8 protein-coding genes are annotated in these 12,581 nt (G+C 76.5%); 4 read left to right on the top strand and 4 right to left on the bottom strand.

The genetic code is table 11. The annotated features are described in order from the left end of the window. Nucleotides 1-17: 17 nt before the first annotated feature. On the bottom strand, nucleotides 18-437 hold the full coding sequence (locus ACI79Q_RS04420; RefSeq protein WP_456612380.1) for a DUF1810 domain-containing protein: 420 nt from the start codon (nucleotides 435-437) through the stop codon (nucleotides 18-20). A gap of 21 nt (nucleotides 438-458) precedes the next feature. On the opposite strand from ACI79Q_RS04420, the gene ACI79Q_RS04415 reads away from it, so the two are divergent. From ACI79Q_RS04415 to ACI79Q_RS04400, 4 genes are all read left to right on the top strand, one after another. Continuing rightward, nucleotides 459-1,082 (top strand): TIGR03086 family metal-binding protein, encoded by a 624-nt coding sequence (locus tag ACI79Q_RS04415; RefSeq protein ID WP_456614263.1) that lies wholly within the window; start codon nucleotides 459-461, stop codon nucleotides 1,080-1,082. Nucleotides 1,083-1,183: 101 nt separating this feature from the next. Further along, the gene (locus ACI79Q_RS04410; RefSeq protein ID WP_456598691.1) at nucleotides 1,184-1,492 is read left to right on the top strand and encodes a hypothetical protein; all 309 of its coding nucleotides are present in this window, start codon (nucleotides 1,184-1,186) and stop codon (nucleotides 1,490-1,492) included. Between the two features lie 120 nt (nucleotides 1,493-1,612). Then, on the top strand, nucleotides 1,613-3,019 hold the full coding sequence (locus ACI79Q_RS04405) for a DUF4407 domain-containing protein (RefSeq protein WP_456598690.1): 1,407 nt from the start codon (nucleotides 1,613-1,615) through the stop codon (nucleotides 3,017-3,019). A gap of 208 nt (nucleotides 3,020-3,227) precedes the next feature. After that, nucleotides 3,228-3,728 (top strand): hypothetical protein, encoded by a 501-nt coding sequence (locus ACI79Q_RS04400; RefSeq protein WP_456614262.1) that lies wholly within the window; start codon nucleotides 3,228-3,230, stop codon nucleotides 3,726-3,728. 52 nt (nucleotides 3,729-3,780) lie between these two features. Here the strand turns inward: ACI79Q_RS04400 and ACI79Q_RS04395 are convergent, their stop codons facing one another. The 3 genes from ACI79Q_RS04395 to ACI79Q_RS04385 all read right to left on the bottom strand — a co-directional run bounded on the left by ACI79Q_RS04395 (nucleotide 3,781) and on the right by ACI79Q_RS04385 (nucleotide 12,552). Beyond that, nucleotides 3,781-8,283, bottom strand: coding sequence for an HAD-IC family P-type ATPase (locus ACI79Q_RS04395; protein WP_456614261.1), 4,503 nt, complete (start codon nucleotides 8,281-8,283; stop codon nucleotides 3,781-3,783). Nucleotides 8,284-8,372: 89 nt separating this feature from the next. Beyond that, nucleotides 8,373-10,274 (bottom strand): S9 family peptidase, encoded by a 1,902-nt coding sequence (locus ACI79Q_RS04390; RefSeq protein WP_456614260.1) that lies wholly within the window; start codon nucleotides 10,272-10,274, stop codon nucleotides 8,373-8,375. Between the two features lie 340 nt (nucleotides 10,275-10,614). Continuing rightward, nucleotides 10,615-12,552, bottom strand: a complete 1,938-nt coding sequence (locus ACI79Q_RS04385; RefSeq protein WP_456614259.1) for a primary-amine oxidase — start codon at nucleotides 12,550-12,552, stop codon at nucleotides 10,615-10,617. Nucleotides 12,553-12,581 lie beyond the last annotated feature (29 nt).

Here is a 12,581-nt window from a genome sequence, read left to right as displayed (position 1 = left end):
CCGGCTGCGGGCCACGGTCAGAGCTTGCTGGTCGTCGCCTCGTCCTCGGCTCCGCCGAAGTAGTGGTCCAGCACCTCCCGGAACACCGGCTGGTCGGGGGCGGCGTGCGCGAAGAGCGTCATCGACGACCGCAGCTTCTGGGCATCCACCGGGCCGAGGACCGCGTCGGGGTCCGCGGTGTCCAGTGCGGTGAGCACCCGGGCGCACTCGACCAGCCGGCGCCCCAGCACGGGGTGCGCCAGGTACGCCCGGGCCTCGTCGAGGCCGGAGAGCGCGAAGCGCTGCGCCATGCCGCTGCGGCCCAGCCCCGAGATCTGCGGGAAGACGAACCACATCCAGTGGGTGCGCTTCGCGCCGGCGCGCAGCTCGGCCAGCGCCTGGTCGTAGGTCTGGGCCTGGGCGTCGAGGAACCGGCGGAGGTCGAAGGGGTCGCTCACCGGCCCAGCCTGCCGCACCCGATGAGTTCCCGGCGCCCGGGGCGTCTGCACCGCATGGAGACGACGACCGTGGACCTGGGACCGACCACCGCTGAGCTGGCGCGGGTGGTCGCCGGCGTCCGGGACGACCAGCTGCAGGATCCGACGCCGTGCGCGGGCATGCCGGTGGCCGGCCTGCTCGACCACCTGCTCGGCCTCGCCCTGGCGTTCCGGCTGGCCGCGGAGGGGACGCCGCCCGAGGGTGGCCCGAAGGCGGACGCCGCCGACCTGGCGCCCGACTGGCGCACGCTGCTGCCGGCGCGGCTCGAGGCGCTCGCCGCCGCGTGGCGGCGGCCCGGCGCACGCGACGGCGAGGCCGAGGTGGCCGGGGTGCGGATGCCCGCGGCCGCCATGGCGCTGGTCGCCCTCGACGAGGTGCTCGTGCACGGCTGGGACCTCGCCGTCGCCACCGGGCAGCCCTACCGCCCGGACCCGGCGGCCGTCGAGGCGTGCCTGGAGTTCGTCGGCGACCGCAGCGATCCCACCGACGAGCCCGACGGCCTCTTCGGGCCGGTGGTGCCGGTGCCCGATGACGCCCCCGCCCTGGACCGGCTGCTCGGCCGGACCGGCCGGGATCCGCGGTGGACGGAGCCCGGCGCGGCCTGACCTGGCTTCATGTCGAAGCCGTGTCATCTCCCGTGCGGGGCGCGTGGGCGCGGCGTCACCGGGCACCGGAGCGGCAGGCTCGACGAACCAGAGGGGGACCCATGCGCAGGACTTCGAGGATGCTCGCCGGTGCGGTGCTCGCCGCCGGACTGGGGTTGACCGGCTGCGGCGGGGACGACCAGGCGGACCCGGGGACGGGCGTCCCGGACGTGTTCCAGGAAGAGGAGGTCGGCAGCCCCGACCCGGTCGACGGTGGCGAGGAGGACGCCGACGGGATCGACCGCGGGACCGGTGGCATCGACGAGGACGACAACACCGGGACCGACGACGGCACCGGCGAGGAGGATCCCGGCAGCGTCGACGGGGAGGACGGCACCCCCAGCACCGAGGAGGGCGAGGCCAACAGCTGACGCTCCGGTCGACTGGGAGCTTGCTCACGTCGTGACCGTCCCGTCACAGTCCCCGGCCTGCCGATAAGGGCTGGTGGGTAGCGGTCTTCTCACGACCCCCGCTGCCCGGGGGGGCACTGCATGAGCGAGCGACGACGGCGCATCGGCGACGGGCTGGCCGTCCTGGCCGGCGCGCGGCCGGATGTGCTGGCCGCCGCGCCCGGGGCCCGGCCGAAGTTCGTGGCGCTGGGCGGCGTCCTGCTCAGCACGGGGGCGCTCGCCGCGGTCTCCGCGGCGTTCGCCGTCGCCATGGCGCTGGGTGTGTGGTGGCCGCTGGCGGTGCTGGTCGGGCTGGGCTGGGGTGCGGTCGTGGTCAACCTCGACCGGATGCTGCTGGTCGGGATGGCGCACGACGCCTCCCTCAAGCGCAACGTCGCGATGGCCGTGCCCCGCGTCGGGCTGGCGCTGGTGCTCGGTGTCGTCGTGGCGACGCCGCTGACCCTGCAGGTGTTCCACAAGGAGATCGACGCCGAGATCGTGGCGATGCAGGCCGAGGCCGCCGACGCCCACCGCCTGGCGCTGGAGTCCGACAGCCGCTTCGCCGGGCTGCCCGCGCTGCGGGAGCGCATCGCCGCGCAGGAGGCGGTCGTCGCCAGCGGGGGAGCGGCCGACCCCGGGCTGGAGGTGGTGCGCGCCGGAGTCACGGAGAAGCAGGCGGCCTACGACCGGGCGGTGGCCCTGCAGCGCGACCTGGACGCCAAGGCGCAGTGCGAGCTGGACGGCACCTGCGGTACCGGCGACGCCGGTACCGGGGAGGCCTACCTGCAGGCGCGGGCCGCCGCCGACGCGCAGACCGCCGTCGTCACCTCCGCCCGCGCGGAGCTCGACGCCGCCGTCGCCGCGGTCGGCGCCGCAGAGGGGCGCAGCGCCTCGCTGGCGTCGTCGTCCCTGGACGGCGACCGCGCCGAGCTGACCCGGCTGACCGCGGAGCTGGACCGGCTGCAGGCCGCGTTCGACACGCAGAACGAGGGCTCCGGCGGCATCCTGCTGCGCCTGGAGGCCCTCGACCGGCTCGGCGACCGGAACGGCACCCTGGCGGCCGCGCAGTTCATGCTCTCGCTGCTGTTCATGTGCGTCGAGGTGCTGCCCGTCCTCATGAAGCTGCTGCTGAACTTCAGCCCGCCGACCGCCTACGACCGGCTGGTGCAGCTGCGCGACTCCGGCGACGTCGAGCTCGAGGAGATGGCGCAGGAGTCCCGGCGCACGGTGGCCGCGGCCAAGGAGGAGCTCCTGGTGCTGGCCGAGCGCGAGCGGGTGGACCGGCAGAAGGAGGCGATCCTGGCCCGCCGCCGGGCGGCGCTGGCCGAGGTCGCCGCCCGCACCGAGGGCGCCCGCAGCGAGGGGGTGCGCACCGCACAGCCGGTGGCCGAGGAGCCGGCGGAGGCGCCACGGCAGATGTGGGACACCGGCCCGATCCGCGAGCTCGCCGCCCGCACCGTCCGCTCGGTGCGCCGCCGCCCGGTCGACCGGACGCCGACCACCGTCTGACCACCCAGCGCCCCGGACCTCGCCGCGAGGTCCGGGGCGCTGCGCGTCCGCTGGCAGTTCACTGTGGATCGCAGCCCGCGCCGCCGTTCCGCCGCGCGGCTGTGGCAGGGTTCCCCGCGTCAGCCGAGCGGGCCGCCGCCCCGGCTCCCCGCGTGCCCGCGCGCGGCGAACCCGATGACTCCCGCACCCCGATGAAGGACGTTCCGCCATGAGCACCGACAACCCGAACCCGACCGGCGCCACGGCGGGCGCGGGCCGGCCCGATCCCGCGACCGTGCCGCCCCTGCCGGCCGCCGCCGGGCCCACCGACGGCGTGGGCACCGGCGTCCTCCCCGGCGGGGTCGTGCCCGGTGCCGGCGTCCCCGGCGGTGCGGCGCCCGCGCCGGACGGGCAGCCGGAGCCGTCCGGCGACCCCGGCTGGGCGAGCCGCAACCGCGGCCTGCTGACCGCTGCGCTGATCGCCGTCGTGGTGGCCGCGATCGCCATCGCCGGTCTCATCCTCTGGCGGGGCGGGGTCGACGACGACAACGCCGCCACCGAGGCCGCGGTCACCCGCGCGCTCGCCGAGCAGGGCGGGCAGGTGGAGACCATCGAGTGCGACGGCGACACCTGCGCGGCGATCATCGGTGGCCAGGCCTACACCGTGCTGGTCCAGCAGGACGAGGACGGCCAGCAGCACTTCGGGGTCGCCGCCTACACCGGCGACTGATCCCCGCACCGCCGCGAGCCCCGCACCTGCCGCAGGTGCGGGGCTCGCGCCGTCACGGGGTCCGGGCGCCCATCCGGCGGGCGAGCAGGGCCGGCACCACCTCGGCGCCCGCGGCAGCCAGGACGGCCGCGCCGAGCACCACCGTCCACGAGAGCGGGTCCAGCGGGGTGCAGCCGAAGAACAGGTTGATGCCGGGGGTCTGCACGATCGCCAGCAGGGCGGCCAGCGAGCCGGCGACGGTGACCAGCACGAGCGGGCTGCGCCGGCCCGACCACGCGGTCTGCGCCAGCTGGGTGGTGATCAGCGCCGCGAGCCCCATCGTGCTCGCCCGGCCGGGGAAGACCGGGGTCACCCGGCCGACCGTCCAGGCGGCCGTGGCGCCGGCCGCCGTCGCCGCGCCCCGGACGACGACCATGCGGCGCACCGCCGCGGTGAAGCCGCGGTGCGGGCCGGCCCGCAGCACCGGCGCGAGCGGGTGCCCGGCGAGCGGGCCGTCGTCGTCGCCCACGGGCACCTGCCGCGGAGCCGCCACCGCCACGGCGAGCGCCGGGAACATGTCGGTGAGCAGGTTGACCAGCAGCAGCTGGCGGGTGTTCACCGGTGCGCGGCCCCCGACCGCGGTGCCGAGCACGGTGAACGCGACCTCGCCGGCGTTGCCACCGACCAGCACCGACACCGCGTCGCGCACGCGGGACCACATGGCCCGGCCCTCGGCGATCGCGTCGACCAGGCGGGTGAGGTCGAGGTCGGTGAGCACCAGGTCGGCGGCGGTGCGGGCGGCCGGTGACTCCGCGCCCTCGACGCCGACGCCGACGTCGGCCAGCCGGATCGCGGCGGCGTCGTTCACCCCGTCGCCGGTCATCGCCAGCGTCGCCCCGGCACGGCGCAGGGCGGCCACCAGGGTGACCTTCTGCTCGGGGGAGAGCCGCGCGAAGACGGCGGTCTCCGCGACGAGTCTCGCCCGCTCGGCGTCCGTGGCCCGGGCGAGCTGCGCGCCGGTGACCACCCGGTCGGCGTCGGGGACGCCGGCCTGCGCGGCGATGGCGCCCGCCGTCTCGGGGTGGTCGCCGGTGGCCACCACCACCCGCACGCCGGCGGCCCGCAGCTGCTCGACGGCGCGCACCGAGGACTCGCGCAGCGTGTCCGACAGCCCGACCAGCCCGCGCAGGGTGAGCCCGGTGGCCGCCTCGTCCAGGTCGTCGGGCGTGCCGTCGACGGCGCGGTCGGCGACGGCGAGCACCCGCAGCCCCTCGCCGGCCAGCTGCCGGACGCGGTCGCGCAGCTCGGTGGCATCGGCGCAGCGGCGCAGGACGGTCTCCGGGGCGCCCTTCACGACGAGCCGGCCGTCGCGGACGGCGGCGGAGAAGCCGCGGCCGGCGGCGAAGCCCAGGCAGGCGTCGGGCGGGGAGTCCCAGGCGTCGCCCGCCGCGTCCAGCACGGCGCGGTCCGTCTCGTGGGACAGGTCGTCGCCGTTGCCCATGCCCGCGGCGGCCAGCCGGAGCAGCTCCTCCTCGCTGCCGCCGTCCAGGGGGACCAGCCGGGTGACGCGCAGCCGGTTCTCGGTGAGCGTGCCGGTCTTGTCGAAGCAGACGGTGTCGACCCGGCCGAGCGCCTCGAGCACCCGGGCGCTGCGCACCACCGCGCCGCGCCCGGAGAGCCGCCGGGCCGCGGCCTGCTGGGCGACGGTGGCCACCAGCGGCAGACCCTCGGGCACCGCGGCGACCGCGATCGCCAGCCCGGCGGCGACCGACTCGCGCAGCGGGCGGCCCCACAGCACGCCGAGCAGGGTGACCGCCCCGCCACCGGCGAGGGTGAGCGGGAGGACGGCGCGGGTGAGCTCGGCCAGCCGCGCCTGCACGCCCGCCGGTGGCGCCGCACCGCCCGCGGCGCGGGCGGCCCGCCCGGCCTGCGTGGCCGCGCCGACGGCGACGACCACGGCGCGGCCCCGCCCCGCGACCACCGTGGTGCCGTCGAAGAGCATGCAGGTGCGGTCGGCGAGGTCGGCCCCCGGCGTCGCGGGCACCGACTTGGCGACCGACAGCGACTCCCCGGTCAGGCTCGACTCGTCGACCTCCAGGTCCTCGGCGTCCAGCAGCCGGGCGTCGGCGCCGATGACGTCGCCGGGTTCCACGAGCACGACGTCGCCCAGGCGCAGCGCGCTCGCGGGCACCTCCTCGGACCCGCCGTCGGTCTCCCGCCGGGCGCAGCGCGACTGCTCGAGCAGCAGCGCCTCCAGGGCGCTCTCGGCGCGCATCCGCTGCAGCCCGCTCACGACGGCGTTGATGGCGGTGACGCTGCCGACCAGCACCGCGTCGGTGATCTCGCCGAGCACCGCGGTCGCCGCGGCCCCGGTGGCCAGGATCGGGGTGAGCGGGTCGGCGAGCTCCGCGGCGACGGTGCGGCCGAACCGGGCCGGGACCCGGACGGCGGGGAGCGCGGCCGCCCGCCGCGCGGCCGCGGGCAGCCGGCCGGGCCGGTGCTCGGGCCCGGCCGGGACGTCGGCCAGCCGGCGGAGGACGTCGTCGGGGTCGAGCGCGTGCCAGGGGGTGTGCACGGTCGGGGCCGGCACCGGACGGCGGGCGGCGCGGACGGCGGCGCGGGTACCGGCCACCATCGTGCTGAGCGCGGCGTACTTGCCCGGTGTCGTGGCCCGGCGCTGGCCGAGCCGCGGGCTGCCCACGGCGGCGAGCAGCCCGCCCAGGACGTTGCCGGTGAGCGCGGCGCCGGCCGACCGGCGGCTGGTGGCCTTGGCGTCCGGGACGGCGGCGACGACGCGGCAGGCGTCGGCGAGCCCGGGGTCGGTGACCAGGTCGGCGCCCCACGCCGGGGCGTGGCCGGCGAGCACCGGGGCGAGGCCGACGTCGGCGGCCATCAGCGCGGGCCCGTCGGTGGCCGACACCACCAGCACGCCGTGGCCGTCGGCCTGCAGCGCGCGCACGGTGTCGACGAGCGCGCCGTCGTCGGCGACGTCGTCGGCCAGCCCGGTGACGTCGCGGGCGCCGACGTGCCGGGTGAGCACCAGGCGCAGCTCCGCGTCGGCGACGGTGGTGAGCAGCGCCTCGGCGTGCGGGTCGAGCGCGGCGGCGACCGTCACGGTGCCGACCCGGCGGCGGCCCTCGAGCAGCGAGCGCACCTCGCCGCCGGGCGCGTCGCCGGTGCGGCGCACGGGGCCCAGCCGGTGATGGTCGTCGGCGGGGGCGTCGCCGGTGAGCAGCCGGGTGGCGGCCGACCAGACGGCGGCGTCGTCCCACCCGTCGGCGTCCGCGGTGGCCTCGACGACCACCGGTGGGCCGGTGCAGAGCGCGGCGGCGTCGACGACGACGGTGTCGACGCGGTCGAGGCGGCGGTAGGCCGAGCCGTCGAGCGGGAGGACGCCCTGGCGGCACAGCAGCAGGTCGAGGGTGGCGGCGAAGGACTCCCGGCCCTGCACCGCGGCCTTGGGGGTGAGCGCCCGCAGCAGGTCGGCGGCGCGGCCGGGGCGGCGGGTGAGCGCGAGCAGGCCCAGCGCCGCGCCGAGCTCGGTGGGCCCCAGCCGGTCGCGGTAGGTCTCGATCGGCCCTCGCGGCAGCTCGCCGGGGCGCGGGCCGGGCGGGGGCTCGGCGGCGCGGTCGTCGTCGGGCTCGGGGCCGCACAGCTCCCGTTCGCGGCGGCGCCACACCTGTCGGCGGGCCCGCATCTCCAGGGCCCGCTGGGCGGCGGCGGCGGCGTTGAGCGCCGGCACCGTGGGGCTCTGGGTGAGCGAGTGCAGCACCGCGCTGGTGCCCTCGAAGACGAGGTCGGTGCCCACCGGGCCGATGCGGTCCGACAGCGCCTGCTTGAGCCACTGCTGGGTGTCGAGCAGCGCCATGACGAGGGTGGCGTGCCGGTGGACCGCGGGGACCGGCAGGTACTTGGCGGCGGTGGCGACGCCGAAGGCCACGGTGTCGACGGCGGCGGCGAGGACGGCGGCCAGCAACGGCTCGACGTCGGCCGGGTGGTCGGGGCGCTGCGGGAAGACGCCGGCGCCGCCGCGGGCCTGCTCGATCTCGGTGACCACGCCGACGACGTCCTCGAGGCCGACCCGGCGGGCGTCGACGGCGACCAGCACCCGGCCGACGACGTCGTTCACCGTGGCCCACTCGACGCCCTCGAGCCGCTCCAGGTGGCGGCGCAGCGCGGCGCGGGCGGCGGGGGCGTCGTCCTCGGCGGGTTCTTCGAGCTCCACCTGCAGACGGTCGCGGTCGCCCCAGACCCGGCGGGTGTGCCGGGTCGGCGCCGGCTCGAGCAGGCCCCGGGCGGCGTCGACCAGGTCGTGCAGGTGCCCGCTGGGCAGCGGGTCGGCGCCGGTGACCAGGGTGCCGACCGCGCGGGTGCCGGAGACGGCGGCGCCGTGGGCGAGGTGCAGCGACCCGCTGACCCCCGCGCGGGCGAGCCGGGTGGTGGCCGACGCCGTCCCGCCCAGCAGACCGGCGCCCACGACCACGGGCACGGCGGCCAGCGCGGCGGCGCCGGTGGCCGCGCGCGCGACCTCGTGGGCGGCCCGGCGGGCCGAGTCGAGGCGGCGGAGCAGAGTCATGGATCTCCCGTGACGACGGTCACGGGAAACGGTACGTGTCCAGCGGGTGAACCGCAGGGGGCGGTGCGCGGCGGATCAGCGGCGCAGCGTCACCCGCCGCTCCCGTCGTGGCCGGGCTGGATCGCATCCCGGCACAGGTGGGTGTGGAGGAAGCGGGTCATCGCGCCGGCCAGCGCCTTGCGGGACTTCGCCTGGCGGAAGACGTGCCCCTCCCCGGCGAGCTCGAGGTACTCGACCGCGCGGCCCAGCTCGTGCAGGACCCGGACGATCTGGTGCGCCTCGCCGATCGGCACGTTGGTGTCGTGCTCGCCGTGCACGACGAGCAGAGGGGCGTGGATGTTGCCGGCCGAGGACAGGGGGGAGATGTCCTCCAGCAGCGCCCGGTCGCGCTCGGGATGCCCGTACTTGGTCACGGCGGCCGCGGCGATCCACGGCTCGCTGTCGCGGTAGAAGGTGACCAGGTCGGACATGCCGCAGACGTCCACCCCGGCGGAGAACACCCCGGGCGAGAAGGCCAGCGTCGCGAGGGTCAGGTAGCCGCCGTAGGAGCGGCCGGTGACCGCGAGCCGGCCGGGTTCGGCGATGCCGGCCTCCACGAGGTGCTCGGCGGCAGCCAGGACGTCGGCGAATGCGTCGTACCGGCCGTGCAGGTCGTCGGCGTGCACGAACTCGCGGCCGAAGCCTGCCGAGCCGCGGATGTTGAGCGCGAACACGCTCACGCCGGCGGCCGCCAGCGACTGGTGCTGCGGCGCGAAGGCGGGCCGCTCCTGGTCCTCGGGGCCGCCGTGCAGGTAGATCGCCACCGGGCCGGGGCCGTTGAGCCGGCCCGGGGCGCGGTAGAGCCAGCCGCTCAACGGCAGGCCGTCACGGCCGGTGAACCTCTCCAGGCTCGGGACGACGAGCCGGCGCCTGGGCAGTGGCGGCGCGGAGGTCACCCGTGTCCAGGCGTGGGTGGTGGTGTCCAGGTGCCACAGCTCCCGCGGGCGCGTGGGCCCCTGCACGCCGAGCACGACGCTGGAGCCGTCGCGGCTGAGCACCGGGTCGGCGGCCACCAGCCCGGGCAACCCGGAGATCGGTGTGCGCCCGCCCGTGGCGGTGTCCATCAGCTCCAGCTCGCTGCGCCCTGCCACGTTCCACACCAGGAGCAGCAGCCCGCCGGCGTCGTCGGCGTCGATGTCCTCCAGCTCGGCGTCCTCCCGGGCCGCGAGGGTCCGCGGCTCACCACGCCAGCCGTTCGGCCCGAACGGCAGCCCGATGAGCTGCCGGCGGGGCAGGCCCACGTCCGAGGCGAGGTACACGTAGACCGGCCCGCTGTGGTCCTCCGGCGCCGGCCGGATCAGCGCCACGTCCGTGGAGCCGGTGGCCCCGTGGGGGAGTGCGCTGAAGTCCTCGTCGCTGAGCCGGTCGACGACGACGACGTACTGCTGCCCCCGCTCGCCGTCGCGGATGACGATGAACCGCTCCTCGAGGGAGACGTCGAGCACGTGGATCAGGTCGCCCTCGGCCAGCGGGTCGAGCCGGCCGGTGGCGGGGTCGGCGAGGTAGGCGCGGGTGGGGACGCCGGCCGCCATCCCGGGAAGGGTCACCACGACGCGGTGACCGCTACGGGTCCACGGGCCGAGCTCGGCGTGCTCGTCGGAGTTGCCGGCGATCCGGAGGGCGTCCGAGCCGTCGGGCCGGACCACCCACACCGCCGTCCGGACGCCGCCGTCGGTGGCCACCTCGCACGCCAGCCAGCGGCTGTCGGCCGCCCACCGCACCGAGATGACCGGGTCGTCGGACAGCGGGATGTGCCGGGCCGGCGGCTGCTCGCCGTCGAGGACGACGTCCTGGAGCCAGAGCTGCGGAGTGCCCGAGCGGTCGCTGATGAACGCGACCTGCCGGGCGTCCGGGGTCATGTTGGGGCCCCAGCTGCCCCAGGCGTCGACGAGGTCCTCGGCGAGCGCCACGGCTTCCTCGACGTGGGGGGACACGCTCGCGCCGATCGTCACCGTGCGACGTCCTCCACCTTCTGCAGCCGATCTCCGGGGGACCAAGCTGCCACACGCGCCGCACCCCGTGGTGGTGCAGGTCCCGTCGGGCTCCCCGCAGCATGGCCTCCGCAGCGCCGGGAGGGAACGGCCCACGCCGCCCGCCGGCGGAATCGGCCAGGCTCCGCGTGCTCGGGACGCGGCACCGCCCCGGAGCCCGTGCGGACCCCGGGGCGGTGCGCGGCGGGTCAGCGGCGCAGCGTCGCAGTCGCTGCGACCAGCAGCTGGCCGGAGACGAGCGCCGGCCCGGGCGACATCAGCGCGCCCGCGGGAGACGCGACCGCGCGGGCCACGGCGGCGGTCACGAGCAGTGCCCGCTCGGGGCCTCGTCCGCCCCCGACGCGCAGTGCGACGACGCCGACCTCGGCACGCCCAGGCCGGGGTTGCGGTCGAAGAACCCGACCGGCTTGAGCGTGAAGCCGGCGTAGTCGACCGGCATCACCGGCCAGTCCTCCGGCCGCGGGAAGTGCGTCAGCCCGAAGGTGTGCCACAGGACGACGTCGGTGTCGGTCAGCGGCGCGTCGTCGGCGACGAACGCCGGGAGGCCGGCCGAGCCGGGGTGCTGGTTGACGAAGTCGCCGGCCGCGTACTTCTCCGCCGGGTCGTACTGCGTGACCCACAGGTGCTTGGTGGAGAAGGTGGCCCGGGCGTGCACCGACGAGGACTCGTCGGCCAGCAGCACCGGGCCGCCCTCGGGGTGCAGCGCGTAGCCGACCGGCTGGCCCAGCCGGTTCCTCCTCGACTCGTTGACCACGTGCCACACCCGGCCGACGGTGCCGTCGGCCAGCCGCGCGGCCTCCGCCTCGGAGGTCAGCGGGGTCATCCGGCGGGTGAACGCGTTGCCGTACGGGTTGACCTCGCTGACCGGCTGCCGGACGGCGTCGACCTCGTAGACGGTGTTGTCGACGCCGTCGACGGCCATGTCCAGCCGCGCGGAGAACAGGTGCTGGTGGTACGGCGCGCCCAGGCCGGGGGCGATCTCGGTGGCGTACGGGTGCTCCTCACCGCGGTAGGCGGAGGTGAACACGATGCCGGTGGCCTTGCTCTCCAGCTGGATCGTGCCGTCGAGGTAGAGGTACCAGTAGAAGCCGTAGTCGTAGTTGCCGATGGTGGTGAAGAAGCTGATCACCAGCCGGCGCTGGCGCCGTGTCTCGGCCATCCCGTTAAACATGTCGGTGTGCTTCCAGAGGACGCCGTAGTCCTCCTCGTGCATGCAGACGGCGTTGCGGATCGTGCGCGGGGCGCCGTCCTCGTCGGCGACCGTGGCGTCGAAGTAGCGGATCTCGCCGAGGCAGTCGCAGCCGAGCTCCAGGGAGTTGGTGTACCGGGCGAAGAGGTACTCGCCGGTGTCGAAGTAGTTCTGCCAGAACCGCACCGGCGAGGGGTCGGCGTAGGGCACCACCATCTCCGAGATGGAGGCGCGGTGGATGACCGAGCGGCCGTCGATGGAGAGCTGGTTGAGGATCAGCCCCTCGCGCATGTCGAAGCCGATGCGGAAGCGCCAGCCGGCCCAGGTGACCTCGTCGTCGTCGACGGTGAAGCTCGGCCCCTCCGGCTGGACGATCTCGATCGGCTTGAGGTCGCGGGCCGGCGCCGGGTGCACGTCGGGGGTCAGGTCGGCGCGCTCGGCCGGGACGGCGAGGTCGAAGTGGTCCTGCACCGCCGTCGCCACGCCGCGGGTGATGTCGACGAACGCGACCACGCCGTCGACCGGGTGGGCCCAGGGCAGGTCGGCCTCGTCGGCCTGGTGGAAGCCGAGCACGCGGACGATCCGGTGGCCTCGCTCGTCGGCGAAGTAGGAGCCGGCCGACAGGGGCACGGCGCGGACGTCGGCCACGTCGAACCCTCGCTTGGCCATCGCGGCGACCCAGCGCTCGTCGGCGGCGAGGATCGGCTCGATCGACTCGAACTCGGCGTCGAGGATCGGCACCTGCCCGTCGGCGACGGCGTCGAGCTCGACGTCCCGGACGACGGTGCCGGCGGTCAGCGAGACGGTGACGTCGCGGCCGGCGCCGGTGGCGCGGTCGAGCAGCAGCGCCCGGACGAGGCGCTCGACGGCGTCGCCCGGCCGCCAGGCCAGCACCTGCGCCTTGTGCGGCTCCTCGAGCCCGACGTAGACGAACTTGCTGGACTCGGCGCAGAGGCCGGCGGCGCGGACGATCGCCGTCGCGGCGGTGATCTCCTCGCCCGTCAGCCGGGCGAGCGGGTGGGTGGTCGTACCGGTTGTGACGGCGGTCATGGTGACGTGCCTACTCCTGGGGGTGCGGA

It is taken from the genome of Blastococcus sp. SYSU DS0828 (assembly GCF_054050975.1).
The sequence above is the reverse complement of the archived record's forward strand: the minus strand, read 5'-3'. Positions and strand labels throughout refer to the sequence as shown.

Excerpts from the sequence above, each read along its gene's own strand:
- ACI79Q_RS04400 (WP_456614262.1), top strand. The coding sequence starts at position 3,228 with ATGAGCACCGACAACCCGAACCCGACCGGCGCCACGGCGGGCGCGGGC.
- ACI79Q_RS04410 (WP_456598691.1), top strand. The coding sequence starts at position 1,184 with ATGCGCAGGACTTCGAGGATGCTCGCCGGTGCGGTGCTCGCCGCCGGA.
- ACI79Q_RS04385 (WP_456614259.1), bottom strand. The coding sequence starts at position 12,552 with ATGACCGCCGTCACAACCGGTACGACCACCCACCCGCTCGCCCGGCTG.
- ACI79Q_RS04395 (WP_456614261.1), bottom strand. The coding sequence starts at position 8,283 with ATGACTCTGCTCCGCCGCCTCGACTCGGCCCGCCGGGCCGCCCACGAG.
- ACI79Q_RS04405 (WP_456598690.1), top strand. The coding sequence starts at position 1,613 with ATGAGCGAGCGACGACGGCGCATCGGCGACGGGCTGGCCGTCCTGGCC.
- ACI79Q_RS04415 (WP_456614263.1), top strand. The coding sequence starts at position 459 with ATGAGTTCCCGGCGCCCGGGGCGTCTGCACCGCATGGAGACGACGACC.